This window comes from Streptomyces sp. NPDC050549 (assembly GCF_040655035.1).
In the GTDB taxonomy this organism is placed as follows: Bacteria; Actinomycetota; Actinomycetes; order Streptomycetales; family Streptomycetaceae; genus Streptomyces.
The window spans coordinates 1-25,229 of sequence record NZ_JBFAJD010000039.1 but is presented as its reverse complement, the minus strand read 5'-3'; the positions used below and the strand labels follow the sequence as shown (position 1 = coordinate 25,229).

Genomic DNA, 25,229 nt, shown 5'->3' with positions numbered 1-25,229 from the left:
TCAGTACTTCCAGCGGTAGGCCGCCGCGATCCGCTCGTCGTCCAGCTCGGCCACGGCCGCGATCTCGCCCTGTCGTACGGCGATCACCGCGTCGGCGAGGACCGGGCCCAGCGCGGTCCGCAGCAGCTCGTCCTTGCGGAACTCCGCGACGGACTCGGCCAGCGAGGTCGGAAGTCGCCGTACACCACGGGCCGTTGCCTCCGCCGCGCCCAGGTGTGCGGGATCGCCGGTGGTCTCCTCGGGGAGGACGGCGGAGGAGGTGAGGCCGTCGAGTCCTGCGGTGATGAGGCAGCCGAGGGCGAGATAGGGGTTGGCGGCCAGGTCGACCGGCTTCACCTCCAGGTTCGCCGCCCGGGCGCGCAGCCCGGCCGTACCGGTGACGACGCGCACCGCGGCCTCGCGGGTCTCCCGGCCCCAGGCGGTGAACACCCCGGCCCACTGGGAGGGTTGGAGGCGGAAGTAGCTGACCGGGCTCGGCGCGGTCACGGCGGTGAGGGCCGGGAGGCGGGCGAGGACACCGGCCGCGAACGACTCGGCCTCGGCCGTCATGCCGTAGCGCCGGTCGCCCCCGGTGTGCAGGTTCGCGCCGTCGCGCCAGGCCGAGAGGTGGATGTGCCCGCCGTTGCCGACGCCCTGTGCGAGGACGGCCGGCGTGAACGAGGCGCGCAGGCCGTGCCGCCGGGAGACCGCGCGCACGGTCTGCCGTACGAGGACACTTCGGTCGGCCGCCGCTACCGGGTCGAGCGCGCCGACCGACAGCTCGAACTGCCCGGCGGCGTACTCGGGATGGAACTGGTCCACCTCCACGCCCTGCGCCGCCAGCGCCGCCAGCAACTCGGCGCCGTAGTCGCTCAGTTCGACCTGTCGGGCAGCGCTGTACGCCGGGCCCGTCGTGGCGGGGACGAACTCGCCGGCGGGTGCCGTGTCCAGGCCGAGCGCCCACTCGATCTCGATGCCCGCCCGGAAGGTGACCCCGTGCCGATGCTCCGCGTCCGTGACGACGCGGCGCAGGAACGTGCGGCTGCAGCCGGGGTGTTGCTCGCCCTCCTGGGTGATCCGGTCGACCGGCGCCCAGGCCCAGCCGGGCTGTCCGGACAGGACGGCCAGCTGGTCGAGGTCGGGGTACAGCCGCAGGTCGCCGTCCGGTGAGCCGAGGACGTCGGTGGTGACGATGGAGTCGTTCGCCAGGAAGGTGTCGAACACCGGGGACATGCCGACGCCCCAGGCCGCGGCCGAGGCGAGCTTCGCGGCCGGGACCGTCTTCACCCGGCCCACGCCCGCGGTGTCGACGTAGGCCAGGACGATCCCGTGCACCCCCCGCCCGGTCAGCTCCGTGGCCAGCGCGGTGGCGCGCTCGACCTCGCCGGGGCGTCCTCCGGGCAACGGGTCGGCAAGGGTGGTCATACGTCCTCCACGGTCGCGTCCTGTGCGGTCGGCTGCCCCGTCAGGGTTTCACGGCCACCGCTCCGAACTGCGGTACCACGGCCGGGGAGTCGGAGTCCGGGCGCCACCGGGAGCACGGCACCAGACCCGGGTCGAGGAGGTCGAGGCCCTCGAAGAAGGCGGCGACGTCGGCGCGGCTGCGGGCGGTGATCGGGGGAGTGGCGTTCTCGTTCCAGAACTCCATCGCCGGGATGTTGCCCTCGCCGCCGAGGTCCGCGTCGAAGGTGGGGTGGGTGAGGACCAGGAAACTGCCCGACGGGACCGAGGCCATGACGCTGCGCACGACCTCCCGGGCGGCCTCGGTGTCGAGGATGAAGTTCAGGATGCCCAGCATCATCACCGCGATGGGACGGTCGAAGTCCAGGGTGCTCGTGGCCCGTTGGACGATCGACGCCGGGTCGTGGACGTCCGCGTCGATGTAGTCGGTGACGCCCTCGGGGGTGCTCGTCAGCAGCGTGCGGGCGTGGATCAGCACCAGCGGGTCGTTGTCGACGTACACGATCCGCGCGTCCGGTGCCACGCGCTGGGCGATCTCGTGCGTGTTGTCGACCGTCGGCAGTCCGGTGCCGATGTCGAGGAACTGCCGTACCCCGAGCTCACCGGCCAGGAACCGCACCGCCCGGCCGAGGAAGTCCCGGTCGGCGCGCGCCACTTCACGGATCACCGGGAACATGCCGGCCACGTGCTCGCCGACCCGCTGGTCGATCTCGTAGTTGTCCTTGCCGCCGATCCAGTAGTTCCACACCCGCGCGTTGTGCGCCACACCGGTGTTGAGCCGGGTAGGTCCCTCTGCCGGGGTGTCGCTGTCACTCACGTCCTGGCTCCTTGTCGCCCGCGTCGCCGTCCCCGCCATTGTGCCGCGAGTTGATCACCCGGCCCAAGGGTTCGCGACGATCGGGCACATGTTCTTCGGGACGGCGAACCGTCAGTCCAGGTTGCCGGGTTGGGCGGGCGGCGTCTTCCCGGCGAGTACGTCCTTCAGGTGCGAGGTGCCCTGCTCGACGGCAGCCCTGGTCGTGCCGGACTCCGTGCCGTCGAGGCCGCCCGACGTCACGGTGATCGCGTCGGTCCCGACCCGGACGACGGCCAACTCCAGGGTGAGCGTGGTGGGTTGGGCGGCGCCCGTGCTCGTGACGGTCACCTGGAGACCCTGCCGGGCGTCGCCCACGGCCGGCACCTCGTCCTCGATGACCTGGACCGTTCGCCGGCCGCCCTTGGAGTCGGTCGCGGTGAACTGGTCGCACTTCACCGGCAGCGTCTTCAGCCAGTTCAGGGAGGCGCCGAGCCGGGCGCGGTCGTAGGCGGCGACCTGGTACAACAGCCGGGACTCGCTCTGCTCGAACCCGGTCAGCGCGGACGCGCCCGACGGCTTGCCGAGGAGATCGTCGTCGTAGAGCGCGTCGAGGAGTTTCTGGCAGTCGGCGGCGTTCGTCTTCGCGGTGAGGAGGGCGCCGACGTCGACCTTGCCGATGAGGAGCTTGTCACCCCAGGCGGCGGCGTCCTTGACCTGCGTCCAGTCGTCCTCCAGGTCCGCCTCGGTGATCAGCGCGGCCTTGGCCCCCGCCCCGGTGAGAGCGGGGGCGGCGGACTTCCCGGTGCGGGGTGAGGCGAGCGGGGACTCGGCGGCGAGCGGGGAGGCGGCGACGTCCGAGGCGCCGTCAGCGCCCGCATCAACGCTGCCGCCGGAACAGGCCGCGCAGGTCAGCAGCGTGCCCGCCGCCAGGGCTGCGGCGAGGACACGGACGGGGCGGGAGGACGGGCGACGGTGCATGGCGGGGCCTCCGGGGGGAGTGGCGGTCCTCCTCAGGGCACCATCGGGCCGCCCGGCCCTCCAGCGCAGGGGGCCGTTCGGGTGAGAGGCGCGGTGTCAGGGTGTACGGTCCGGCGGCGGCTCGGGCGGGCCGGAATGCCGGTGCGGCAGATGCGGATGGTGCTCGTGCGGTGGGTGGGGTCCGTGTTCCGCGCGGCGCGCCCGTTCGGCCAGCCCGGCCTCCAGCACATGCACCGTGCGCCCGCCGCACTTCGGGCAGACCGCGTCGGCGAGCGGCGACCTCATGGCCCTGCCCTCCTCGTCGACGTACTCCTGCGTGGTCAGGCCGAAGGCGTCGGTCGGGTCGGTGAAGAACATGACCTGGAAGGTCGCCTCCCAGAAGTGGCCGCAGTCACCGCAGGTGAACGCGAAGGTCTCCGGAACGGCTCGGGGTTCCGCCGTCATGGCACGGTCCTCCCTCTGGTGGGGCGGGCGGTCGGAGCAGGCAGCAGTGCCCTCCAGCGCACAACGCCGCACGTCGTACGGCAACTCGAACGCCCCGTCCGGCATGCCCGTACCGGTCCCCGGCCCGACACTGGCCCAAGGCCCCGGCACCATGACGCGAAGGAGTGACCATGCTGCCCGGATTCCTCACCAGGGCGGTCGAGTTGCTGCTCGGCCGGGAGGGCCGCTCGCTCCATCTGAAGGCGGCGGGCGCGGCGACGGCGCTCCTCGGCGCGGTGATGCTCGTCGGCTCCTGGGCCGTGGTCGCCGCCGAACAGGGAGCCCGCGGCGCCAACCTGACGACATACCCGAGGGCCCTGTGGTGGTCGATCGAGACGGCGACGACGGTCGGGTACGGCGACTTCTTTCCGGTCACCCCGTGGGGCCGCGTCGTCGGCTCGGTGGTGATGGTCGTCGGCATCACCACCTACGGCCTGGTCACCGCGGCCCTGGCCACCTGGTTCGTCGGCCGCGAACAGCGCCGCCGCCACCGTCTCGCCCACGGAGCCAAGGAGTTGAGCGAGGAGACGGCCCGCGCGCTGCACGAACGCTTCGACCGGCTGGAGCGGTTGCTCGCCGGGAAGGGGGAGACCCCGTGACAGTACGCGGCCCGGTTCTCCACCTCGGCTACTCGGCCAGCGGCAGCGCGCGGAAGGCGTAGCCCTCCCACAGCCGCCGTGAGGTCTCCTCGGGGTAGGCGGTGACCACGGGGTGGGCGTCGAGGATCTGCACAGACCGCCGCTCGGTGTCGTAGGCAGGCCAGCCCGGGTCGCCCGTCCGCGCGAACTCCGTCCAGGACGAACGGAATCGGGACGACAGTGCCAGGGCCTCGGGGGAGGGCTCGACGTCGGCGAACAGCAGATTCCCCAGGTCGGCGTCGAAGGTGCCGAACAGCAGTGGGACGTCGAGGCCGTGGCAGGCGCCCAGCACACCGCCCAACCCCGGGGCGGGCCAGGTGAGTTCGTAGACGTGCGCGCGACCGCCGCCGGCGAACTGTGCCTCGGCCAGGTGCAGCGAGGGGATGCCGAGCAGCCAGTCGGTCTGGACGCGTTCGTACAACTCCTCGGGTGAGCCGTCCGGGAAGGCGTCGCGATACGCCGATTCGGCGTCCGGCCCGGGACCGAACCGCCGCAGTGCCGTCCTCGCGTCCGCCGGCATGATCTTGCCGGCCTGCCCGGAGAGTACGATGAACAGCCGGTACTCCTCCCGGTTGTGACCGACCATCAGCTCCACGTCCCGGGCCGCACCCGCAGCCAGCCCCTCCCAGGGCGTGACGGGCAGCACCTCGCCGTCCACGACGGGCGAGAACGGAGTCACCGTGTGGACGACCGAGCCCCAGCGGTCCTCGTACTGCGGCATTTTGGGGCCCAAGGTCTCGCCCACCGAGGGCAGTTGGCGCGGGTCCACGGTCGCCAGGTCGGCGGCCGTGGGGCGCAGTCCCGCCTCGGCGGCGAGCGCGGCGGCGATGTCCTTGGCCAGCGGGTCGGAGAAGAAGGTGCCGGGCGCGCTCTGTGCGATCGCCCGCCGGAACAGTCCGGACGCGCTCGGCATGACCAGCAGCGAGGCCACCGATCCGCCGCCGGCCGACTCGCCGAAGACCGTGACCTGCTCCGGATCGCCGCCGAACGCCGTGATGTTGTCCCGCACCCACTCCAGTGCGGCGACCTGGTCGAGCAGCCCCCGGTTGGCCGGCGCCCCCTCGATGCGCGCGAACCCCTCAATACCCACCCGGTAGTTGAGGCTCACGACCACGACGTCGCCGTCGCGCGCGATGTGCTGGGCGTCGTAGCCGGGGCTGCCCGCGTGCCCCAGCTTGTAGGCCCCGCCGTAGATCCACACCATGACCGGGCGGCGGGCCGCCGGATCGGGTGCGGGTGTCCAGACGTTGACGGTCAGCCAGTCGTCGCCCGTCGTTCCCGTCAGCACGCCCCGGCGGCCCTGGATGCCGGCCTCCTGCGGGGGCGGGGGCCCGAACTCAAGGGCGTCGCGCACGCCGTCCCAGGTGCGCACCGGGCGCGGTGCCTGGAAGCGGGCCTCTCCGACGGGCGGTTCGGCGAACGGGATGCCGCGGAACACCGCGAGCCCGTCCTCCAGCCGTCCGCGCACCGCACCGGCGGCGAGCCGCACCACGGGTGCGGCGGCCGAATCGGCAGCCTTGTCACGGGAGTTGGGGATCGTCATCGTGGACTCCTCGCTGGGGAACGACGGGGTGCGCGGGCAAGCCGAGGGCGGTCGCCGTCCCGCTGGGTGCGGGGCGGCGACCGCCGTGTGCTCGATGAACCAGAATGCCTCAGGCCTTGGCCTCGGAGACCTCCGGAGCCGGGGTCGGTGCCGCGTCGGCCGGTGCCTCGACGGCCGCACGGGCCTTCGGGATCAGGCTCGCGAGGAAGAAGGCCAGCAGCGCGGCGCTCGCACCGATCACCATGACCACCTTGAAGCCGTTCTCCGACGGAAGGGCGTGGCCGCCGAAGTCGGTGGTCATCTGGGCCAGGATCACACCGGCGATGGCGCTGGCGAAGCTGGTGCCCAGGGACCGCATCAGGGTGTTGAGGCTGTTGGCGGCGCCGGTCTGGGACGGGTCGACTGCGCCCATGATCAGGGCGGGCAGGGCGCCGTAGGTGAAGCCGACACCCGCGCCGATGATGCAGGACACCAGGATGAGGTGCCAGACCTCGGACATCAGCAGGATGTTCAGGGCGTAGCCGGAGGCCACGATCAGTGCGCCGATCATCAGGGTGACCTTGGGGCCCTTGGCCTTGGTGATGCCCGCCGACACCGCGGACATGGCCATCATGACCAGGCCCTGCGGGGCCAGCACCAGGCCGACCGTCAGCATCGACTTGCCCAGGCCGTAGCCGGTCTGCGTGGGCAGCTGGAGCAGCTGGGGGAGGACCAGGGACATCGCGAACATCGAGAAGCCGAGGGCGATCGAGGCCAGGTTGGTGAAGAGCACCTGCGGCTTGGCGGTCGTCCGCAGGTCGACCAGCGGCTGCGGGCCGCGCAGCTCGTACCAGCCCCAGGAGAGCAGGATCACGACGGCGGCGACACCGAGGACCAGGGTGGTCGCGCTGGTCCACCCCCAGTCGGAGCCCTTGGAGATCGCGAGCAGCAGCGAGACCAGTCCGGCGGACAGCCCGAGCGAGCCGACCAGGTCGAAACGGCCCCCGGTGCGGACCTTGGACTCGGGCACCAGCACCAGGACCAGCAGGAAGGACAGAACACCGAGGGCGGCGGAGATCCAGAAGAGGGAGTGCCAGTTGTAGTGGTCCGCGATGAAGGCGGCCGAGGGCAGACCCAGGGCGCCGCCGACGCCGAGCGAGGCGCTCATCAGGGCGGTGGAGCCGGCCAGCCGGTCGCTGGGCAGCACGTCCCGCATGATGCTGATGCCGAGCGGGACGACTGCGGCGGCCAGCCCCTGCAGCGCGCGGCCGATGACCATCGGGACCAGTGAGTCGGCCAGGGCGCACACGATCGAGCCGGACACCAGCAGCACGATGCTGGTCAGCAGCATCCGGCGCTTGCCGAACATGTCGCCGAGCCGGCCCACGACCGGGGTGGCCACGGCGGCGGCAAGCAGGGTGGCGGTGACCGCCCACGCGGTGTTCGACGCGGAGGCGTTCAGGTACTTCGGCAGCTCCGGGATGATCGGGATGACCAGCGTCTGCATCAGCGAGACGACGATTCCCGCGAAGGCCAGTACCGCGACGACGGCATTCGACCTCGGCGGAGCGGAGGAACCCGCCTCGGCGGGTCGGGCAAGGGCGTCGGACATGGCGGAGCCTCCATCGGGAACGAGCTGAGACGATCAGGGACAAGCTAACTTGCTTGACTCACTCAACCATAATGAGGTTGAGTGAGTTACGCAAGCACATTCTGGGTGTGGGCCGGTGAACGGGGGAGCAACGGCAGTTCGGTGACGACCTCGAAGCCGCCCTCGGGCCGGTGACCTGCGCGGAGCCGGCCACCGGCCGAGAGAGCGCGCTCCCGCATTCCGATGACGCCGTACCCGCCTCCGGTGGCGGGGGAGGAGGGCGGTGCCGTACCCCCGTGGTCGGTGACGGTGATGCCCAGCCGGTCGTGCGAGTAGCTGAGCCGTACCTCGGCCGAGCCGGCGCCCGCGTGCTTGGTCACGTTGGTGAGCGCCTCCTGCACGATGCGGTACGCCGTGAGATCCGTACCGGCGGACAGCGGCCGCGGTCTGCCCTCCGTACTGACGTGGACGACGAGCCCTGCGGGCTCGAACGAGGCGGCCAGCTCGCCGAGTCGGGCCAGCCCGGGCGCGGGCCCCGGGGGAGTCTCCGAGTCGTCCGCGTGCCGCAACAGGTCCACGGTGGCCTTGAGTTCGCGGACGGCCGACAGCGTGGTGCCCGCGAGTTCGCCGGCGATCCGCTCGGCCTCCTCGGGGCGGCTGCGCATCAGCCGTACGACGGTGCCGGCTTGGAGGTTGGCCAGTACGAGGTGATGGGCGACGACGTCGTGCAGATCGCGGGCGATCCGCATGCGTTCCTCGGTGACACGGTGCCGGGCCTCCTGCTCGCGGGTGCGTTCCGCGTGCTCGGCGCGGGCCTGCACCGCCTCCAGACAGGCCGCGCGGAGCCGGGTCGTGGTGCCCAGCGAGGTGGGCAGCAGCAGCCAGAAGGCCGGGCCGAGCAGTTTCAGGATCAGTGGTTCGCTGCCCGGGCCGACGATCACGGCCGTGCCCATCAGCAGGGCGATGCCGGAGGCGGTGAAGAGGTTCGCGGTGGTCCGCTCGGAGCGCAGGGCCAGCGTGTACAGCGCGACCATGAGCGGCCCGATCACCAGAACGGTGACGACGTAGCCGAGCGCGGCCACCGCCATGGCGCAGCAGAGCGTGACCACCACGGTGGTGCGCGGCAGGGTGCGCCGCCACAGCAGGGCGAGCGAGGCGAGACCCGAGACCAACACGCCGGGCCACCAAGGGACTTCGAGGTCGCGGCCCGGGATCGTCAGCACACTGCCGGGGAAGGCGCAGGCGAGGAGCGCGGCGGCGAGGACCAGGTCGACGGTACGGGGACGGCAGCGCAGCACCCGCTGCAGGCGGTGGATCATGGTGTGGGGGTCCTGTCCGGGGCGGCCGGGCGCGCGCCGGTGGCCGCCGGGGGCGGTGGGGCCGGCGCGCCGTCCGCTGCTCGTCTACTCGTGGAAGGTGACGACGATCTTCTCCGCCGCGCCCGGCGTCAGCGCGAGCTCGAAGGCATGCTCGACCTCGCCGAAGGGCACCCGGTGACTGATCAGCTTGGCGAACCGCTCGTGGTGCTCGACGATCTCCTGCGTGACCTCGAAGATCTCGGTGGGGTAGCCCTGCGAGGCGATCAGCGTCAGCTCGCTGCGCAGCATCCCGCCGAGGTCGATGTCGGCGCCCTTCTTCTGCACGGCGACCATGACCAGCTTGGCGCCCCACTTCGCGGAGTCGACCGTGGTGTTGACGACGGCCGCGACACCGGCGGCGTCGATGTAGATGTCGGTGCCGGCGCGCGGCTGGCCGAGCGCGTTGGCGGCCTGCCCGTGCAGCTCGGTGAGGCGTGAAGTCACGTCCTCCTCCGCGGAGTTGATCACGGCGTCCGCGCCGACCGCGAGCGCGGTCTCCAGGCGGGAGGCGATGACGTCGGCGACGACGACATGCTCGACCCCGCGCAGCTTCAGCCAGATCGCCGCGCCCAGACCGATCGGCCCGGCACCGAAGATGACGACCTTGTCGCCGGGTTTCGCCTCCGAACGGTTGACGGCGTGCCGGGCCACCGCCATCGGCTCGTTGAGGGCGGCGACGTCGAAGGGCACGGTCTCGGGGAAGACGGTGACGCTCTTGCCGACCTCGCAGTCCTCCAGCAGGAGGTAGTCGCTCATGGCGCCGTGCTTGCCGCCGCAGCCGATGATCCCGGAGGGCGAGCCCTGCGGGTTGACGACCACCCGGTCCCCGGCCTTCAGATCCGCCACCTCGGCGCCGACCTCGACGATCTCACCGGCCGGCTCGTGCCCGAGGGGGACCGGCACCATGGTGCCGCTCGCGCCGAACGGGCCGCCGCCGATGTGCAGAAAGAAGGTGTCGGTGCCGCAGATCCCACAGGCGCGGATCTTCATCAGGGCGTCCTTGGGTCCGGGCGCCGGACGCTCGACGTCCACCACGTCGATCTTGTCGACGGCGCCGGTCTGCACGGACTTCATCGTGGCCATGAGGGCTCGCTTTCCATGTGCGTGAGGGGTGTCACCGGCCCCGGCGGCGGACGGGGGGAGTGCTCCGACCGCCGGGACCGGCGACGGCGCCGTACTCCGTCCCCACGGTGTACGGCGCGACGGGGACACCTCCGCTTCGGTGACCCCAGCTCTGGACTTGCTTGAGTTAGGCAACCATATGCGTGTTACTTAAGTCAAGCAACTGTCCTGAGTCTTGCTTGACTCAGGCAAGTACCTGTTACGGTGGACGCATGCCCACACCGCCACCCGCAGCAGCGCCCGTCCCGGCGGACGTAGTCGAGATCGAGCGGGTCCTGACCCGGATCGCCTATCTGGCCGGGCGGGCCCGGCAGCACGAGCGTCTGATGGCGATGGTCGGGCTGCCCCTGGACCGGGCCGCCGTGGCGATCCTTCGCCACATCGCCGAGAGCGAGCCGCTGCGCCCCGGGGTCCTGGCGGTCCGGCTGTCGGTGGAGGCCTCCCATGTCACCCGCCAGCTGCGGCAGTTGGAGCAACTCGGCCATGTGGTCCGCATCCCGGACCCCGACGACGGCCGCGCCCAGCGCATCCAGCTCACCGACGGCGGACTGGCCGCCGTCAACCGCATCCGGGACGTGAGCCGCCGGGGTATGGAGGTGGCGCTGGCGGACTGGTCCCCGGAGGACCTGCGGCAACTCGCGGCGCTCTTCCACCGGTTGGTCGACGACTTCGTCACGCACGCCGAGGCGGCCGTGGACGTGTCCGCGGACGCCTCCGCCTGACCGTTCGGCGGATGTCCCGGGGCCGGCTCCCGGGTGCCATGTCAGGCCTTGAAGCCGATTCCTCCGTACAGCGAGATCGATCCCTCGCCGAGCGGTGTCTCGCCCTCCGCGAGTTCCGGGTGCCAGTCGGCCACGGACACGATCCCCGGGTCGATCGGCTCAAGCCCCTTGAAGAAGCTGCTCACTTCGGCATGCGAGCGGGCCACCAGGGTCACCCCGCCCGCCGCGTAGGCGGCGATGCCCCGCTCCACCTTCTCCCGCTCGAAGTCGGCGGTCATCGCGGACAGCACCAGAAAACTGCCCGGCGCCAGCGCGCCGATCAAGGTGTCCACCAGTTCGTGGGCGCCGTCCTCGTCCGCGATGAAGTGCAGCAGGGCGATCAGCGAGAGGGCGACCGGCCGGTCCAAGTCCAGGACACGGGCAGCCTGTTCGAGGATCGTGAGCGGTTCGCGGGCGTCGGCCTGGAGGTACTCCGTCGCGCCCTCGGGCGTGCCGCGCAGCAGCGCCGCCGCGTGGGCGAGAACGATCGGGTCGTTGTCGACGTACACGATCCGCGCGTCCGGCGCGGTGGACTGGGCGATCTGGTGGAGGTTGGGCGCGGTCGGTATCCCGGTGCCGACGTCCAGGAACTGCCGGATGCCCGACTGCTGGGCCAGCAGCCGCGTCGCCCGCTGCATGAACCAGCGGTTGGCCCGTGCGGTGCGTGGGGCGCCCGGGTCAAGTGCCGTGATGTGACGGCCCAGTTGCTCGTCGACCGGGTAGTTGTCCTTGCCGCCGAGGAACCAGTCGTACACCCGGGCCGGATGCGGCTTCGACGTGTCGATCCGTTGGACGGCGGGTTCTGTCCCGGTCACGCGAGGCTCCTCTGCTCGACCCTGTTCCACGACGACCCCGACGGGGTGTGCGAGAAGTTTGGCACGGTCATGCCGACCGCGTGCCGCCGGCCGACACGCCGTCCAGGAAACGGATCAGGTCCGCGAAGACCTCCGCCCGGTTCGTCTCGTGGAACACCTCGTGCCGGGCGCCCGGATACACGTACTCGGTCAACTCGCCGCCGCTCAGCCGCTCGACGCCCACACGACTGCCCGGGAGCGGGACGAGCCGGTCGTCGCCGCCGTGCAGCCAGAGCAGCGGCAGCCGGCCGATGCCGCCCGCGTCGGCGACCGTCGTCAGGGTGCGGGCGAAGGCCTCCAGCGTCGGCCGCTTCATCGGACCGTGCCAGACCAGCGGATCCGCGGCGTACGCCGCACCGACCTCCGGGTCACGGGAGAGCGCGGCCGGACCGATCGGGGTGTCCGGGATCTCGGCGAGGGCGAGCAGCCGGCCCGGCAGCTCCCAGGCACCGATCACCGGCCCCGACAGCACCAGCGCGGTGAGCTCGTCGCCGTAGCGCTGGGCGAAACGGGACGCGATCAGGCCGCCCATGGAGTGGCCGATCAGGACCAGGGGGACGCCCGGGTAGCTGGCGCGGGCCAGGTCGGCGACCGAGTGCAGGTCCGTGACCACGTCCTCGAAGTCCTCGATCAGCACGCGCTCTCCGGCCGACCCGCCGTGACCCTGGTGGTCGGGACCGTAGACGGCCGCGCCGTGCGCCACCAGTACGGCGGCCAACTCGGCGTACCGGCCGATGTGCTCGCCGTAGCCGTGCGCGACGAGGGCGACGTACCGCGGATGCTCGTGCGGCCACTCGCGTGCGGCGATCGTGCTCCGGGTACCGGGGAGGACATGCTCGCGGGTGTCGGCCACAGCCAGAAACTAGCATCGCCCGCCGAACCTCATGATCCGCCGGGGTGTGGCAGGGGCCACCTGGCGAGACGCTCCTTACGCAGGCTGATGTAAGGACATACGATCGGTCCTCGCATGAACACGATGACGCTCTGGCACATATCCGGCTGGGAATTCGCCGCGCTCGCCGCCGCGGCGCTGCTCGTCGGCTTCTCCAAGACCGCCGTGAGCGGGGCCAACACGGTCAGTCTGGCGATCTTCGCGGCCGTCCTGCCCGCCCGCGCCTCCACCGGCGTACTGCTCCCGATCCTGATCGTCGGGGACGTGCTCGCCGTCCTCACCTACCGGCGGCACGCCCACTGGCCCACCCTGTGGCGGCTGTTCCCGGCGGTCGCGGCCGGAGTCGTGATCGGGACCCTGTTCCTGGTGTGGGCCGACGACGCGGTCGTACGGACGTCCATCGGTGCGATCCTGCTGCTCATGGCCGGGGTCACCCTATGGCGCCGGCGCAAGGCCGAGACCGACGACGAACCGGACTCGGTGGCCACCAGGGCCGGGCGGGTGAAGGCCCGCTCCTACGGGGTGCTCGGCGGTTTCACCACGATGGTCGCCAACGCCGGCGGCCCGGTCATGTCGATGTATCTCCTCTCCGCGGGCTTCCGGAAACTGGGCTTCCTCGGCACGTCGGCCTTCTTCTTCCTGATCGTCAACGTGACCAAGGTGCCCTTCAGCGTCGGGCTCGGCCTGATCGACGGCCACTCACTGCTGCTCGACGCGGCACTCGCGGCATTCGTCGTGCCCGGCGCGCTGATCGGCAAATGGGCCGTGAACCGCATCAACCAGCGACTGTTCGAGCAACTCGTGATCGCGGCGACGATCATCGGCGGACTGCAGCTGCTCCTGCGCTGACGGCCGGCGCGTCACAGCCGGAGGGTGAACCAGGTCGTCTTGCCCTGGTCGGTGGGGCGGACACCCCAGCCGTCGGCGAGGGCGTCGACCAGGATGAGGCCCCGGCCGGACTCGTCGTCCTCCGCCGCCGGCCGTGGCTGCGGCAGGTGCGGGCTGAAGTCGCTGATCTCGATGGCCAGTTCGGTGGCGGTACGGCGCAGCTGGAGGCCCAGGGGGCCCTCCGCGTGCCGGAACGCGTTGGTGAGTATCTCGGAGACCAGGAGCCGAGCGTCGTCCGCCCGGTGGGCGCAGTTCCAGGCGGTGAGCGTCTCGACGACGAAGGAACGGCCCTCGGCCGCGGCGCGGGCCGTGGCCGGCAGCTCCAGCCCGACGGTGTCCAGGGGCGCGCCGGGAAGCCGGGCCAGCAGCAGGGTGACGTCGTCGTTGTGGCCCTCGGCATCGGGCAGCATGGCCGTCAGTACGCGGTCGGCGGCGGACTCCAGCTCGGCGGTGGCGATGAAGGCGGCGCCGAGAACATCCGCCAGCTCGTCGATCTGGTACTCGATGTCACTGCCGGGGGTCTCCACCAGACCGTCGGTGTAGAGGACGAGCGTCGCGCCGGGCGGGATCTCGGTGGCGGACTGCTGGTAGAGGACGTCGCCCACGCCGAGCGGCGCGTTCACCGGGGCGTCCAGCCGGTGGGCGCGGCCGCCGGTGCCCGCGACCAGAGTGGGCAGATGGCCGGCCGAGCAGGTGGTCACGGAACCCGCGTCCGGCGCGATCACGACGTAGCAGCAGGTGACCAGCTGGTCTGGCAGGTCGAGGTCGGCCACGACCGCGTCCAGCGCCTGCATGAGCTGACGGGGCTGCATCCCGGTCTTGGCCAGCGCGTGGGCCGCGGAGCGCAACTGCCCCATCACGGCCGCCGCTTCGAGACCACGGCCCATGACGTCACCGATGAGGACGCCGACCCGGCCGGCACCGAGCGGAATGATGTCGAACCAGTCGCCGCCCACCCCCGCCCCCTGCGTGGCGGGCAGATAGCGGCTCGCGGCGGCCAGCCCGGGAATGGCCGGAGGAGTGCCCATCAGGCTGCGCTGCAGGGTGAGGGCGATGTGCTTCTGCTGCTCGTACAGGACCTTCAGCTCGGCCTCGGCACGTGTGCGGTCACTGATGTCCCGGACGATGGCACAGGCGCCGATCACCCTGCCCCGCGTGTCGCGGGTGGGCCACAGCGTGACGTCCACGTCGAGCATCGTGCCGGCCCTGGTCAGCCGGAGGGTCTCGAAGTGCTCGATCTTCTCGCCCTGGCTCAGGCGCTTCATGAGCAGGGCGATCTCCTCCTTGCGCTCGGGCGGCGCCAGCATCGACACGTGCCGGCCGATCACCTCCTCGGCCGTGTACTCGTAGAGCCGCTGCGCGGCGGCGTTCCAGTAGGTGATGCGGCCGTCGAGGGTCTTGGCGAGGATCGCGTCCTGGGATGACTCGACCAGGGCGGCGAGTTCGTTGATGCGGGCCTCGGCGGCCTTGCGTTCGCTGACGTCGCGGACGGCGGCTGAGACGAGGAGGCCGTCGGTGGTCTCCAGGGGGCTGAGGCTGATTTCGACGGGGAATTCGCTGCCGTCCTTGCGGAGGCCGTGGAGTTCGAGGCCGGCGCCCATGGGGCGTACTTGTTGGGTGCTGATGTAGCCGTTGCGGTGGACGGCGTGGTGGGCGCGGAAGCGGCCGGGGATGAGTATTTCGACGGGGCGTTCGAGGAGTTCTTCGCGTCGGTAGCCGAAGAGGGACTCGGTCTGGGCGTTGACGAGTTTGATGGTGCCGGTGTCGTCCACGATGACCATCGCGTCCGGGGCCGACTCCAGCAGACTCCGGAACCTCTCCTCGGCGGCCTTGCGTTCGCTGACGTCGCGGACGGCGGCTGAGACGAGGAGGCCGTCGGTGGTCTCCAGGGGGCTGAGGCTGATTTCGACGGGGAATTCGCTGCCGTCCTTGCGGAGGCCGTGGAGTTCGAGGCCGGCGCCCATGGGGCGTACTTGTTGGGTGCTGATGTAGCCGTTGCGGTGGACGGCGTGGTGGGCGCGGAAGCGGCCGGGGATGAGTATTTCGACGGGGCGTTCGAGGAGTTCTTCGCGTCGGTAGCCGAAGAGGGACTCGGTCTGGGCGTTGACGAGTTTGATGGTGCCGGTGTCGTCCACGATGACCATCGCGTCCGGGGCCGACTCCAGCAGAGCCCGGAACCTTTCTTCCACCGCTCCCGGACCGCTCGTCGGCGCCGCCGTGATCGTGTCGTCCATCTCTGCCCCAACCGCGTGGATTCTGACGGTGATCCGGGCAATACCAGCGCATTCCCGCATCCTCCGGGCCTGCCTGCCGCTTACTGGCCCGACAACGGCGGAACCTGCCCACAGGCGTGCCCATACGCGACCGAGTTCCACCACCCCCTGCCTGCGCCGCGACCCCCGGTGCTCGTAACCCGCGGCACGGCCTCGTAGGCTCGCCGCCATGCCCCCGCACCTCCTGATCCTCGGCGGCACCACCGAGGCACGTGAGCTGGCCGCCGAGCCGGCGGTACGGCGTCCCGGGGTGCGGGTGACCGTCTCCCTCGCCGGGCGGGTCTCGCGGCCGGGGGAGCTGGCCGGGGAGGTACGGATCGGCGGGTTCGGCGGCGCCGAGGGGCTGGCCGAGTGGCTGCGCGAACACCGCGTGGACGCGGTCGTCGACGCCACGCACCCCTTCGCCGAGTCGATCACCGCGAACGCGGCGCGGGCCGCGGCGGACACCGGGCTGCCCGTCGTGGTGCTGCGCAGGCCCGGCTGGCGGCCGGGCCCCGGAGACCACTGGCACCTGGTCGACTCCGTGCCCGAGGCCGCCGACGCACTGCCCGGACTCGGACACCGCGTCCTCCTCACCACCGGCCGCCTGGGCCTCGCCGCCTTCGCCCACCTGTCCCAACTGCACTTCCTCGTACGGTCGGTGGAGCCGCCCGAGCCCCCGATGCCGCCGGACACCGAGGTACTGCTGGCACGCGGGCCCTTCACCGTGGCCGACGAGGCGGCGCTGCTCCGCGAGCACCGGATCGACGTCCTCGTGACGAAGGACAGCGGGGGAGCGGCGACGGCGGCCAAGCTGACGGCCGCGCGGGAGGCGGGCGTCCCGGTGGTGGTCGTACGACGGCCGCCGTTGCCGAGCGGGGTGAGCGCGGTGCCCGACGTCGCAGGGGTGCTGGAGTGGCTGGGGCGGCTGGAGTTCAGCCCGGGGCGATGACCGTGGCCCGGAGACGGTCCACCGCGCGCAGCACCTCGTCCCGGTTCTTGGCGCTCTTCATCCACGCCGGGAGCCGGGCGACCAGTGTCATCTTCTGCCCCGTGTCGTACCAGGGCGCGCGTTCGCGCAGGTCGGCGGCGACGAACCGCCTGATCAGGTCCAGGTGTTGGAGGTTGTACGCCCACAACTCTCCGTGTCTGGTGTCGGTCCGCAGCCACAGGGCCGGGCAGGAGCAGGCGCTGGAGTACCGCGAGGAGCGGCCCGCGCCGGCACCGATCCGGCACAGGCCGCAGGACCGGCAGACCACGCGGCTGTGCGGATGGTTCATGCAGTCGGCGTCCGGCGGGGTGCACGGGCGCCGCTCGAAGTGGGCGATCCGCTCGCAGCGCGGGCACCGCACCAGCGTCGACGACGCGAAGTCGGCGAGCGTGGCGCGAGGGTCGTGGAAGCGCACGGGCGTCGGGGACATGCCGTGAGTATGACCATGGCTCAGCTCGCCCGGCACCCGGTCTTTCAGGAGGTGGAGCTCTCCGCCAACTCCGCCGGGCGCTGCGGGAGTCCGGAGCTCAGGTCCTCCACCAGGAGGCGCTTGGCGATGGTGTCGACCGCGGCGCGCAGGTCGGCGCCGGAGGGGCGGCCGATGTCCTGCTGGACCCGGTCCTCCAGCCAGTTGCCCCATGCCCTGCCGATGATCTCGGCCTCGCGTTCGCCCGCCGCGGTGTGGGAGAGGAGGGAGCCGGTGCGGGTGAGGTAGCCCTCCTCGACCATGCGGTCGAAGACCGGGAGGAGCACCTCCGGGGGCATGTGCCGACGGGCGGCGATCAGGCCGAGACTCGCATGGCCGACCATCCGGCCGAACAGTTCGACCTGCATCACGGCCCAGGCGCCGGCGATGTCCAGCCGGGTGTCGGAGTCCGTGATGATCCGCCGGGCGGTGTCGAGGTCCGTGCTGCCGATGACCTTGCCGACGGCCGCTTCGAGGAGGCGTTGCGAGTCCGCGCCGCGCGGCGAGGCGAAGCCCTCGCCCATGTCGGTGGAGCCCATCCGCGCGCTGTCGCGCAGCTCGACCTGCTTGAGGAACAGGGCGACCACGAAACCGATCACCGCGACCGGGACCGTCCACCGGAACACCGTCTGGATGGTGTCGGCGTACGCGTTGATGATCGGCGCGGCGGTGGCGTGCGGCAGCCTGTGCAGGCCCTCGGGACTGGTCGCCGCCTTGGTGATGACGGCCGGGCTCAGCGCACTGGCCTTCGCGGCGGACACGATCCCGTCCTTGAGGTTGGGTCCCAGGGTGTTGGCGTAGATCGTGCCGAAGACGGCGGTGCCGAACGAACTGCCCAGCGTACGGAAGAAGGTGACGCCGGAGGTGGCGGTGCCCAGGTCGGTGTACTCGACGGTGTTCTGCACGGCGATCGTCAGCACCTGCATGCACAGCCCGATGCCGGTGCCGAGCACGAACATGTACACCGATTCCAGGAACGCGCCGGTGCCGGGACCCATGAGGGACATCAGATACAGCCCGACGCCCATCACCGCGGAGCCGACGACCGGGAAGAGACGGTACTGGCCGGTCTTGCTGACCACGTTGCCGCTGAAGACGGACGCGATCAGCAGCCCGATCACCATGGGCAGCGTCCGCACACCGGAGATCGTGGCCGAGTCGCCGTCGACGTACTGGAGATAGGTCGGCAGATACGTGAGCGCCCCGAGCATCGCGAAACCGACGATGAAGCTGAGGATCGAGCAGACCGCGAACACCGGGTTGCCGAACAGCCGCATGGGCAGCATGGGTTGCTCGGCCCGCGTCTCCACCCAGCAGAACAGGCCGAGCGCGATCGCGCCGCCCACGAACAGGCCGATGATGGTCGCCGAACCCCACGCGTACTCGTTGCCGCCCCAACTCGTCGCCAGGATCAGGGAGCTCGCGCCGACCGCGACCAGCGCGATGCCCAGGTAGTCGATGACGGGCCGCACCGCCGACCTGACCACCGGGATGGTGCGCGCTGCCGCGATGACGACGACGATCGCGATCGGGACGTTGACGTAGAACGCCCAGCGCCAGGTCAGGTGGTCGGTGAACAGGCCGCCCAGCAGCGGTCCGACGACCGTGGCCACGCCGAACACCGCGCCGATCGCGCCCTGGTACTTGCCGCGCTCCCGCAGCGGGATGACATCGGCGATCAGCGCCATCGCCGTCACCATCAGCCCGCCCGCGCCGATGCCCTGAACGGCCCGCCAGGCGATCAGCAGCGTCATGTTGGTGGCCAGACCGCACAGGAACGAGCCCGTGATGAACACGATCGCCGAGACCTGGAAGACCACCTTGCGGCCGAAGAGGTCACCGAACTTGCCGACCAGCACGGTCGCCACGGTCTCCGCCAGCAGATAGGCGGTGACCACCCACGACATGTGTTCGGCACCACCCAGGTCCGACACGATCGTCGGCAGGGCCGTGCCCACGATGGTCTGGTCGAGGGCCGCGAGCAGCATGCCGAGCATGATCGTCACGAAGACGACGTTGCGGCGGCGAGGGTCCAGCACGGGGGGCTGCTGCGCGGAGGGCAGCGCGGTTTCCTCGGCGACTGTCACGAGGTCACCTTCACACCGATGGACCCTCCCTGCACAGTGGGCGAGGCCGCTCGGGTGCTGCCCCGCGCGCTACTCCGCGGCCGGATGGCGGCGCAGCAGATACGTGTCCATGATCCAGCCCTTCCGCTCACGGGCCTCCGCGCGCAGCCGCTCGATGCGCGGGGCGGCCTCGGCTATCGGCCCGGAGGCGAGGATCTCGTCCGGAGTGCCGATGTAGGCGCCCCAGTAGATGTCGATGTCCTGGTCGGCGTACTGCCGGAAGGTCTGCTGCGCGTCGAGCATCACGACCACGTCGTCCACCCCCTCCGGGAACCCCTCGGACAGCCGCCGGCCCGTGGTGATCTGCACCGGCCGGGCCACCCGGTTCAGCCCCGTGCGGTGCCGCGCGACGAGCGCCGAGACACTGCTGATGCCGGGCACGACGTCGTACTCGAAGGCCACCGTGCCCCGCTCCAGGATCTCCTCCAGGATCCCGAGCGTGCTGTCGTACAGCGAGGGGTCCCCCCACACCAGGAACGCGCCGCTCTCGTCCTCGCCCAACTCCTCGGCGATCAGCCGCTCGTAGATGTCCGCGCGGGCGCTGCGCCAGTCCCCGACCGCAGGGGAGTACGCGGCACCCCCGGCCTTCCGGTCCCGCTCCGGGTCGCGCGCCTCGACCAGGCGGTACGTCCCCTCCGGTATGTGCGCGTCGAGCATGTCCCGGCGGAGCCCGGTGAGATCGGACTTCACCTCGCCCTTGTCGAGGAGGAAGAACACGTCCGTGCTCCGCAGCGCCCTGACCGCCTGGAGGGTCAGCTGCTCGGGGTCGCCCGCGCCGATACCGATGACATGAATCTTTCGCACGCCCCCGAGTCTGCCCCACGCCACTGACAGTCCGTGCACCGCACCGGCACCGACCGCCTACGACGCCCCACGCGACCGGCTATGGGGCCGCACGCAGCCGGGGCGCCCGCGCCCGCGCGTCCACGTTCCCGCCGCCCCGCTCCACATCGTCCCCGAGCTCCCGCGCCCAGGCGGCGACCCCCGCGAGATCCATCCCGTACGGCCGCTCCCGCCCGGTCAGGGACGCCCACTCCTGCACGCCCCCGGCTCCGCGCCGCAGCAGCCGGGCGCCGCCGGTGACGTTCCCCCGGGCCGCGTGCGTGAGCCCCACCGCGAGCTGGGCGAGCCCGCGCCACAGGGCACGCTCCTCGTCCGGCCCCGACTTCCAGGCGTCCTCGAACACCTCGTGCGCGTGGAACGGCTTCCCCTCGTCGAGCAGTGCCTGCGCCTCGACGACGGTCTCCTCCGGCGCCCGCACGACGCCCTCGGGCTGCCGTGCCACGCCGTCCGCGCCGTACAGCAGCGGCCGCCCGAGCCCGTCCCGGGGCCGGGCGTTGCGCGCCCGCCCGGCATTGTCCCGGTCCCGCACGTCGTTCGTACCGTCCGCAGCGTCCGAGGATGTGTCGCTCATACGACGATTGTCCCGCGCCCGGCACCGGCTTCGGCGCACCCCCGGGCGTGGGGTAGGCTGCTGTTCGCGCGATCACGCGGTTCACCGCAGGAAAGCGCACCGGGACGTGGCGCAGCTTGGTAGCGCACTTGACTGGGGGTCAAGGGGTCGCAGGTTCAAATCCTGTCGTCCCGACTCTACGGAGTCGCAGGTGAGGGGCGGTTTCGGAGAGATCCGGAACCGCCCCTCGATCATTTGGTCACGGCTTGCGCGCGACCGCCCCGTACATCGCGATGTCCTCATCGCGTATGTTCTGCTCGCCCGTGCCGTCCGGGTGCCACTTGTGGACCTGGACGATGCCGGGTTCGACCAGCTCCAGTCCGTCGAAGAACTCGTGGGCCTCGTCGATGGTGCGCAGCCGCATCGGCATGTCGCGGGCCGCGTACTCGCGGGCGACGCGGCCCACCTCCTGCGGCGCGAACTCGGCGGTGCCGATCGACATCGCGAGGTAACTGCCCGAGGGGAGAGGCTCCAGCAGCCGCCGTACGACGCCCACCGCGTCGTCCGCGTCGAGCATGAAGTGCACGATGGCGATCACCGTCAGCGCCACCGGTCGGGAGAGGTCCAGGGTCTCGCGCAGTTCCGGCGCGTCGAGGATGGTGGACGGTTCGCGGAAGTCGGCCTCGATGTACGACGTCCTGCCCTCGGCCGTGCTGGAGAGCAGACCCTGGGAGAGGGTGAGGACGATGGGGTCGTTGTCGACGTAGACCACCCGTGACTCGGGAGCCACCTGCTGGGCGATCTCGTGCAGGTTCGGGGAGGTGGGGATGCCGGTGCCGACGTCCAGGAACTGGCGTACGCCCGCCTCCTCGGCGAGCCAGCGCACGGCCCGGTTCATCCAGTCCCGGTTGGCGCGCATGTGGATCGGGAGCGCGGGCCACTCCCGGGACATGGCGTCGCCCGCCTCCTTGTCGGCGGGGTAGTAGTCCTTCCCGCCCATGATGTAGTCGTAGATCCGCGCGGAGTGCGCGTGTTCGGTGTCGATGCGGTCGGCCGGCCATCCGTTGTCGGTCAACGCCGTGTCTCCCATGCGAGTTGTGAAGGTTCGGGATGAACGCTCAGTAAAAACAATGGGGTTCACAGAAGGAAGTCGGCGTCACCCGCCTTCACGCCAGTGACGAAGCTCGTCATTTCGTTGGGTGTGAATACCAGCGCCGGGCCGTCGGGGTCGGTCGACTGACGTACGGCGACGCGTCCGTCGGCGAGCTTCTTCACTTCCACGCAGGCGCCCCCTGCGTCGTCGCTCCACGGCTTGGTCCAGCCGCGCGCGCCCAGGTTCCGGGACGGTATGCCGTTGCGTATGTGGTGGTGCACGTCAGAGCTCCTTGCGAATCGCACCGAGGAGGGCCTCGGTCTTGCGGGCGGGCGCCGCCTGGGCACCCAGCCGGTCCAGGGCCTCGCGATACACCACGACGTCGTCGCCCTTGTCCAGATAGACAGCGCCCACCAGGCCGTTGAGATAGACGATGTCGGGCAGTTCGGGTGCCCGGAACCGGAAGAGATGGAACGCCCCGGCTCGCATGGCCGGGTGCGGGCCGTTGGCGAACGGCATGATCTGCAGCGTCACCTGAGGCAGCCGGTTGACCTCGATCAAGTGGGCGATCTGGGCGCGCATCACCGCGGCACCCCCGACCGGCCATCTCAGCACCGTCTCGTCCATCACGACCCACACCCGCGGCGGCGCTTCGCGGGTCAGGAGTTCCTGGCGGCGCATGCGAAGGGCGACCCGGCGCTCCGTGGCCTCGGTGGGGGCGTGCGGGTTGCCCGCGCCGAGCAGGGCCCGTGCGTACTCCTCGGTCTGCAGCAGCCCGTGGACGAACTCGTTCTCGTAGGCGCGGACCTGCAACGCCGCCTGTTCCAGGCTCAGATACGCGGCGAACCAGTCCGGCATGACGTCGCGGTACGTGTGCCACCAGCCGCGCTTGCTGGCCTCGCGGACCGACTTCAGGAAGGTGTCGATCTCCTGACGGTCCGTCACCCCGTAGACCTGCAGCAGCTTTTCGGCGTCCGCCAGGCGAAGGCGGGCCACCTTGGCGGCCTCCATCCGGCGGATCGTGGAGTGGCTGACACCGATGGCCGCGCCCGCCTGCTCGTACGTGAGTCCCGCACGGTTCCGCAGTTCCTCCAGCTGGCGGCCGAGGATCATGCGCAGGACGGAGGGGGCGCCGCCCCAGTCGGTCTCTGCGGTCACGGTCTACCTCCCTTGCGCCTCCAGCTCCGGGCGGCAGCCTGGCAGGGCTTGGCTCTTCAAGGACTCTTTCGATCACTTCCTGGCGGAAGCAGCATGCACTTCGCGACGTGCAATTTTCAACTTGTTGGTTGCGATGCGTTGTTGGCAGGTGCCACAGTGAGCATGTCGTTACGGCTCGTCGAAGAGCCGTACGGCGCAGCCCAGTTGGGGGAAGAGGGCTGTGACCTGCGTTGGCCCGGCAGGGTCGCCGTCCGCGCCTCGTACGCGGCCGGTCGGCGCGATACCGGCACCGCCCAGGGTGCGAAGGCACATGAAAGGTGTACGGCGATGGCTCCGCCCTCTGTCCCCCAGCCGCTGGATCGACCTCCCGGAGGCGGGCAGCCTGGCCGACTCCCTGGGCCCCAAGGCCCCGGCCGGCTCGCCTCCGGGAACCAACACCCCCGCCAAAGCCATCTGTTCGGCCTGCCGGCGACCCCGGCGTCGGTCGGTCTGGCCCGCAGGACCGTGGACGAAGTGCTCATCGCGTGGGGCGTCCGCGAAGCCGTCCGGGACAACGCCGTCGTCGTGACCTCCGAACTCGTCACCAACGCGGTCACGCACTCCGCGAGCGACTGGATCGTCTGCGAGGTGCGGAGCACGGACGGAGTCCTCCGGATCGAGGTCGAGGACCAGAACCGCGGTTCCACGCTCCCGGTACCCGGTCGGCCCGGCCCCGACGACCGGGGCGGGCGCGGTCTCCTGCTCGTCGCAGTGCTGAGCAGCGACTGGGGAACGGCGGACGTCCCGCACGGGTCCGGGCGGATCGTCTGGGCCGAACTGGCCACGGACGCGGGCGAACCCGTCCCGCCCTGACGCCCGCCCGTCCAGCCGGCCTCACTTCTCCGCCCGGCCTCACTTCTCCAATCTGCCCCACCTCTCCGCCCGGCCAATCCCCTCACCCGGCCGAAGGGTCATCCCCCCATGTACCGATCGCACAGCCGCGACCCGATCCCGTCCCCCTCCGAACCGTTGGCCCACAGCCTCGCTCCCCCTCCGGATCCCGCCGAGCCGCCGACGCACGAACGCATCCGCTCCGGACGCCTGGTGATCCCCGCGCCGTTACGCGCGAGCCTCGGATACGACGCCGTGGGCATGCCCCGGGAACACGGGGAACGCATCCTGGACCGTCTGCGGCGAGTCGGCTGCATCTTCGCCGACGCCCGGCGCTGGTGGTGGATCGTGTCGGCCGGTTCGCACATCGGCGTCATCTGGCCGCCGTCCGTCAGCTACGCGATCGACGCCCAGATGGCCGACCCCTCCTGGACGAGCACCCGCCCGAAACCGGGCCTGGAGCATCCCCGGCTGATCCATTCGCCCAGGGCCGGGCAGCCCTACACGCCGCCGATACCCCTGTACTTCCTCACCTGCCGCGTCGCCGGCAGCACTCCGCGCTGGTCTCCGGACGCGGCGAACCGACCAGCCGCACAGTGATCCGAGACGGCCCCCGACGCGTTTCCCGTCCGGTGGGGTGTCGGTAGGAACACCCCCGATCCGGTCCTCAGGCCCAGGGACTGTGTGTGCCGTCGGCGGCAGGATTCAAGGCGTACCGAATCCACCACACGGAAATTCCGGGGGACCCCATGAACGAAATGTCGGCCAGGCGTCTTGCGGGCGGTGCGGCAATCGCCGCCGCTGTCGCTCTCATCGTGGAAGTTCCGCTGTACTTCATCTATTCGGGACCGCCGCCGGACGCGAATGTTCTCTCCCGGCTGCTGATCGGGATCGTCGCGCTGGCGTTTCTGCTGGTGTTCGTGACCGCCTTCCGCGAAATGGTGAAGCGTGTGAATCCCGCGTATGAGTGGGCCGGGTCCATGGCCTTCACCGCGGGGCTGGTCTACACGACGATCACGCTGGTCTCCAGCGGTCTGGAAGCCGGTGCCGTCATCGCCGCCGACCATCCGATCGACCCGACGATCGACGTCAGCGGCACCTACATTCTCTACGGGTCGATCTCCCGGCTCATGCTCGCGTTCTTTCTGACCGCGCTGGGATTCGCCGTCTCCCGCACGGAACTCCTGCCGCGCTGGACCAGCAGGTCGGCCTATGTCCTGGCCGGAATCAATCTGGCTTTCGTGCCGTCTCTGTTCTTCGGGAACTCTCCCGCGAATTTCTACGCGGCGAACGGCTGGGGCACCACCGCTCTCATGGGTGCGATTCTCAGCTACTGGCTGCTGGCGCTGGGCATCTCCACCTACCGCAGCGCGAAAGCGCCGGCGCCGCGGAACTGACCGCCCGGAGGCCCCCTGCGGTCGCCATACCCGGGGAGGGGGTGGTGATCGCAGGGCCCGTCCCGGACCTCCCCGGGGGGGGGGGCGGGCCGGGGGCGGCCGGGGGTGCGGCGGGGGCAGCGGTGGGGAGGGGGCGCACGCGGGGGCTCTGAGCGCGGCA

General features: G+C 71.1%; 26 protein-coding genes and 1 tRNA gene. 8 read left to right on the top strand and 19 right to left on the bottom strand.

Features of this window, described 5'->3' with window-relative positions; all coding sequences use genetic code 11:
• The 4 genes from AB0I51_RS38415 to AB0I51_RS38400 all read right to left on the bottom strand — a co-directional run bounded on the left by AB0I51_RS38415 (position 1) and on the right by AB0I51_RS38400 (position 3,658).
• Positions 1–1,404, bottom strand: coding sequence for a glutamine synthetase family protein (locus AB0I51_RS38415; RefSeq protein WP_362983025.1), 1,404 nt, complete (start codon positions 1,402–1,404; stop codon positions 1–3).
• A 40-nt stretch (positions 1,405–1,444) separates the two neighbouring features.
• The gene (locus tag AB0I51_RS38410) at positions 1,445–2,257 is read right to left on the bottom strand and encodes an SAM-dependent methyltransferase (RefSeq protein WP_362983024.1); all 813 of its coding nucleotides are present in this window, start codon (positions 2,255–2,257) and stop codon (positions 1,445–1,447) included.
• Positions 2,258–2,368: 111 nt separating this feature from the next.
• Positions 2,369–3,214 carry a hypothetical protein gene (locus AB0I51_RS38405; RefSeq protein ID WP_362983023.1) on the bottom strand — a complete coding sequence of 282 codons (846 nt, stop codon included), beginning with the start codon at positions 3,212–3,214 and terminating at the stop codon, positions 2,369–2,371.
• Between the two features lie 96 nt (positions 3,215–3,310).
• Positions 3,311–3,658 carry a hypothetical protein gene (locus AB0I51_RS38400; protein ID WP_362983022.1) on the bottom strand — a complete coding sequence of 116 codons (348 nt, stop codon included), beginning with the start codon at positions 3,656–3,658 and terminating at the stop codon, positions 3,311–3,313.
• A 170-nt stretch (positions 3,659–3,828) separates the two neighbouring features.
• Between AB0I51_RS38400 and AB0I51_RS38395 the strand changes: the two genes are divergently transcribed.
• Positions 3,829–4,296, top strand: a complete 468-nt coding sequence (locus AB0I51_RS38395; RefSeq protein ID WP_362983021.1) for an ion channel — start codon at positions 3,829–3,831, stop codon at positions 4,294–4,296.
• Positions 4,297–4,324: 28 nt separating this feature from the next.
• Here AB0I51_RS38395 and AB0I51_RS38390 read toward each other — a convergent pair whose 3' ends face one another.
• The 4 genes from AB0I51_RS38390 to AB0I51_RS38375 all read right to left on the bottom strand — a co-directional run bounded on the left by AB0I51_RS38390 (position 4,325) and on the right by AB0I51_RS38375 (position 9,889).
• Positions 4,325–5,878, bottom strand: a complete 1,554-nt coding sequence (locus tag AB0I51_RS38390; protein ID WP_362983020.1) for a carboxylesterase family protein — start codon at positions 5,876–5,878, stop codon at positions 4,325–4,327.
• A gap of 109 nt (positions 5,879–5,987) precedes the next feature.
• Entirely contained in the window at positions 5,988–7,469 is a 1,482-nt protein-coding gene (locus AB0I51_RS38385) for an MFS transporter (RefSeq protein ID WP_362983019.1), read from the bottom strand.
• Between the two features lie 86 nt (positions 7,470–7,555).
• The gene (locus tag AB0I51_RS38380) at positions 7,556–8,767 is read right to left on the bottom strand and encodes a sensor histidine kinase (RefSeq protein ID WP_362983018.1); all 1,212 of its coding nucleotides are present in this window, start codon (positions 8,765–8,767) and stop codon (positions 7,556–7,558) included.
• Between the two features lie 84 nt (positions 8,768–8,851).
• On the bottom strand, positions 8,852–9,889 hold the full coding sequence (locus AB0I51_RS38375) for a zinc-binding dehydrogenase (protein WP_362983017.1): 1,038 nt from the start codon (positions 9,887–9,889) through the stop codon (positions 8,852–8,854).
• 251 nt (positions 9,890–10,140) lie between these two features.
• On the opposite strand from AB0I51_RS38375, the gene AB0I51_RS38370 reads away from it, so the two are divergent.
• Positions 10,141–10,650: a MarR family transcriptional regulator gene (locus tag AB0I51_RS38370; RefSeq protein WP_362983016.1), complete on the top strand. Its 510-nt coding sequence runs from the start codon at positions 10,141–10,143 to the stop codon at positions 10,648–10,650.
• A 41-nt stretch (positions 10,651–10,691) separates the two neighbouring features.
• On the opposite strand, the gene AB0I51_RS38365 is transcribed toward AB0I51_RS38370, so the two are convergent.
• Positions 10,692–11,504, bottom strand: a complete 813-nt coding sequence (locus AB0I51_RS38365) for an SAM-dependent methyltransferase (protein WP_362983015.1) — start codon at positions 11,502–11,504, stop codon at positions 10,692–10,694.
• Between the two features lie 67 nt (positions 11,505–11,571).
• Positions 11,572–12,396 (bottom strand): lysophospholipase, encoded by an 825-nt coding sequence (locus AB0I51_RS38360; protein ID WP_362983014.1) that lies wholly within the window; start codon positions 12,394–12,396, stop codon positions 11,572–11,574.
• Between the two features lie 114 nt (positions 12,397–12,510).
• On the opposite strand from AB0I51_RS38360, the gene AB0I51_RS38355 reads away from it, so the two are divergent.
• Positions 12,511–13,284: a sulfite exporter TauE/SafE family protein gene (locus AB0I51_RS38355; protein ID WP_362983013.1), complete on the top strand. Its 774-nt coding sequence runs from the start codon at positions 12,511–12,513 to the stop codon at positions 13,282–13,284.
• Between the two features lie 11 nt (positions 13,285–13,295).
• Here the strand turns inward: AB0I51_RS38355 and AB0I51_RS38350 are convergent, their stop codons facing one another.
• Positions 13,296–15,557 (bottom strand): PAS domain S-box protein, encoded by a 2,262-nt coding sequence (locus tag AB0I51_RS38350; RefSeq protein ID WP_362983012.1) that lies wholly within the window; start codon positions 15,555–15,557, stop codon positions 13,296–13,298.
• A gap of 208 nt (positions 15,558–15,765) precedes the next feature.
• On the opposite strand from AB0I51_RS38350, the gene AB0I51_RS38345 reads away from it, so the two are divergent.
• Positions 15,766–16,527 carry a cobalt-precorrin-6A reductase gene (locus AB0I51_RS38345; protein WP_362983011.1) on the top strand — a complete coding sequence of 254 codons (762 nt, stop codon included), beginning with the start codon at positions 15,766–15,768 and terminating at the stop codon, positions 16,525–16,527.
• Here the strand turns inward: AB0I51_RS38345 and AB0I51_RS38340 are convergent.
• The 4 genes from AB0I51_RS38340 to AB0I51_RS38325 form a co-directional block, all read right to left on the bottom strand.
• Positions 16,511–16,996 carry a hypothetical protein gene (locus AB0I51_RS38340; RefSeq protein WP_362983010.1) on the bottom strand — a complete coding sequence of 162 codons (486 nt, stop codon included), beginning with the start codon at positions 16,994–16,996 and terminating at the stop codon, positions 16,511–16,513. The genes AB0I51_RS38345 and AB0I51_RS38340 overlap by 17 nt on opposite strands.
• 44 nt (positions 16,997–17,040) lie before the next feature.
• Complete coding sequence (locus AB0I51_RS38335; protein ID WP_362983009.1) at positions 17,041–19,119, bottom strand: MDR family MFS transporter; 2,079 nt, start codon at positions 19,117–19,119, stop codon at positions 17,041–17,043.
• Between the two features lie 69 nt (positions 19,120–19,188).
• The gene (cobF, locus tag AB0I51_RS38330) at positions 19,189–19,962 is read right to left on the bottom strand and encodes a precorrin-6A synthase (deacetylating) (protein WP_362983008.1); all 774 of its coding nucleotides are present in this window, start codon (positions 19,960–19,962) and stop codon (positions 19,189–19,191) included.
• Between the two features lie 79 nt (positions 19,963–20,041).
• Entirely contained in the window at positions 20,042–20,572 is a 531-nt protein-coding gene (locus AB0I51_RS38325) for a DUF309 domain-containing protein (protein WP_362983007.1), read from the bottom strand.
• Positions 20,573–20,672: 100 nt separating this feature from the next.
• Between AB0I51_RS38325 and AB0I51_RS38320 the strand changes: the two genes are divergently transcribed.
• A tRNA-Pro gene (locus AB0I51_RS38320) sits at positions 20,673–20,746 on the top strand.
• A gap of 64 nt (positions 20,747–20,810) precedes the next feature.
• On the opposite strand, the gene AB0I51_RS38315 is transcribed toward AB0I51_RS38320, so the two are convergent.
• The 4 genes from AB0I51_RS38315 to AB0I51_RS38300 all read right to left on the bottom strand — a co-directional run bounded on the left by AB0I51_RS38315 (position 20,811) and on the right by AB0I51_RS38300 (position 23,114).
• Entirely contained in the window at positions 20,811–21,626 is an 816-nt protein-coding gene (locus AB0I51_RS38315) for an SAM-dependent methyltransferase (RefSeq protein ID WP_362983006.1), read from the bottom strand.
• 62 nt (positions 21,627–21,688) lie between these two features.
• Positions 21,689–21,925: a DUF397 domain-containing protein gene (locus AB0I51_RS38310; protein ID WP_362983005.1), complete on the bottom strand. Its 237-nt coding sequence runs from the start codon at positions 21,923–21,925 to the stop codon at positions 21,689–21,691.
• Between the two features lies 1 nt (position 21,926).
• A complete protein-coding gene (locus tag AB0I51_RS38305; protein WP_362983004.1) occupies positions 21,927–22,802 on the bottom strand; it encodes a helix-turn-helix transcriptional regulator in 876 nt (291 codons plus the stop codon).
• Positions 22,803–22,970: 168 nt separating this feature from the next.
• A complete protein-coding gene (locus tag AB0I51_RS38300; RefSeq protein WP_362983003.1) occupies positions 22,971–23,114 on the bottom strand; it encodes a hypothetical protein in 144 nt (47 codons plus the stop codon).
• 15 nt (positions 23,115–23,129) lie between these two features.
• Between AB0I51_RS38300 and AB0I51_RS38295 the strand changes: the two genes are divergently transcribed.
• The 3 genes from AB0I51_RS38295 to AB0I51_RS38285 all read left to right on the top strand — a co-directional run bounded on the left by AB0I51_RS38295 (position 23,130) and on the right by AB0I51_RS38285 (position 25,069).
• Complete coding sequence (locus AB0I51_RS38295; protein WP_362983002.1) at positions 23,130–23,654, top strand: ATP-binding protein; 525 nt, start codon at positions 23,130–23,132, stop codon at positions 23,652–23,654.
• Between the two features lie 108 nt (positions 23,655–23,762).
• A complete protein-coding gene (locus AB0I51_RS38290) occupies positions 23,763–24,272 on the top strand; it encodes a hypothetical protein (protein ID WP_362983001.1) in 510 nt (169 codons plus the stop codon).
• A gap of 149 nt (positions 24,273–24,421) precedes the next feature.
• On the top strand, positions 24,422–25,069 hold the full coding sequence (locus AB0I51_RS38285; RefSeq protein WP_362983000.1) for a hypothetical protein: 648 nt from the start codon (positions 24,422–24,424) through the stop codon (positions 25,067–25,069).
• The last annotated feature ends 160 nt before the right edge of the window (positions 25,070–25,229 follow it).

Bases quoted from the DNA above. Each gene is read 5' to 3' on its own strand.
- AB0I51_RS38400 (WP_362983022.1), bottom strand. From the start codon at position 3,658: ATGACGGCGGAACCCCGAGCCGTTCCGGAGACCTTCGCGTTCACCTGC.
- AB0I51_RS38380 (WP_362983018.1), bottom strand. From the start codon at position 8,767: ATGATCCACCGCCTGCAGCGGGTGCTGCGCTGCCGTCCCCGTACCGTC.
- AB0I51_RS38325 (WP_362983007.1), bottom strand. From the start codon at position 20,572: ATGAGCGACACATCCTCGGACGCTGCGGACGGTACGAACGACGTGCGG.
- AB0I51_RS38385 (WP_362983019.1), bottom strand. From the start codon at position 7,469: ATGTCCGACGCCCTTGCCCGACCCGCCGAGGCGGGTTCCTCCGCTCCG.
- AB0I51_RS38395 (WP_362983021.1), top strand. From the start codon at position 3,829: ATGCTGCCCGGATTCCTCACCAGGGCGGTCGAGTTGCTGCTCGGCCGG.
- AB0I51_RS38300 (WP_362983003.1), bottom strand. From the start codon at position 23,114: ATGTGCCTTCGCACCCTGGGCGGTGCCGGTATCGCGCCGACCGGCCGC.
- AB0I51_RS38295 (WP_362983002.1), top strand. From the start codon at position 23,130: ATGGCTCCGCCCTCTGTCCCCCAGCCGCTGGATCGACCTCCCGGAGGC.
- AB0I51_RS38370 (WP_362983016.1), top strand. From the start codon at position 10,141: ATGCCCACACCGCCACCCGCAGCAGCGCCCGTCCCGGCGGACGTAGTC.
- AB0I51_RS38375 (WP_362983017.1), bottom strand. From the start codon at position 9,889: ATGGCCACGATGAAGTCCGTGCAGACCGGCGCCGTCGACAAGATCGAC.
- AB0I51_RS38340 (WP_362983010.1), bottom strand. From the start codon at position 16,996: ATGTCCCCGACGCCCGTGCGCTTCCACGACCCTCGCGCCACGCTCGCC.
- AB0I51_RS38355 (WP_362983013.1), top strand. From the start codon at position 12,511: ATGAACACGATGACGCTCTGGCACATATCCGGCTGGGAATTCGCCGCG.
- AB0I51_RS38415 (WP_362983025.1), bottom strand. From the start codon at position 1,404: ATGACCACCCTTGCCGACCCGTTGCCCGGAGGACGCCCCGGCGAGGTC.
- AB0I51_RS38290 (WP_362983001.1), top strand. From the start codon at position 23,763: ATGTACCGATCGCACAGCCGCGACCCGATCCCGTCCCCCTCCGAACCG.
- AB0I51_RS38350 (WP_362983012.1), bottom strand. From the start codon at position 15,557: ATGGACGACACGATCACGGCGGCGCCGACGAGCGGTCCGGGAGCGGTG.
- AB0I51_RS38345 (WP_362983011.1), top strand. From the start codon at position 15,766: ATGCCCCCGCACCTCCTGATCCTCGGCGGCACCACCGAGGCACGTGAG.
- AB0I51_RS38285 (WP_362983000.1), top strand. From the start codon at position 24,422: ATGAACGAAATGTCGGCCAGGCGTCTTGCGGGCGGTGCGGCAATCGCC.
- AB0I51_RS38405 (WP_362983023.1), bottom strand. From the start codon at position 3,214: ATGCACCGTCGCCCGTCCTCCCGCCCCGTCCGTGTCCTCGCCGCAGCC.
- AB0I51_RS38390 (WP_362983020.1), bottom strand. From the start codon at position 5,878: ATGACGATCCCCAACTCCCGTGACAAGGCTGCCGATTCGGCCGCCGCA.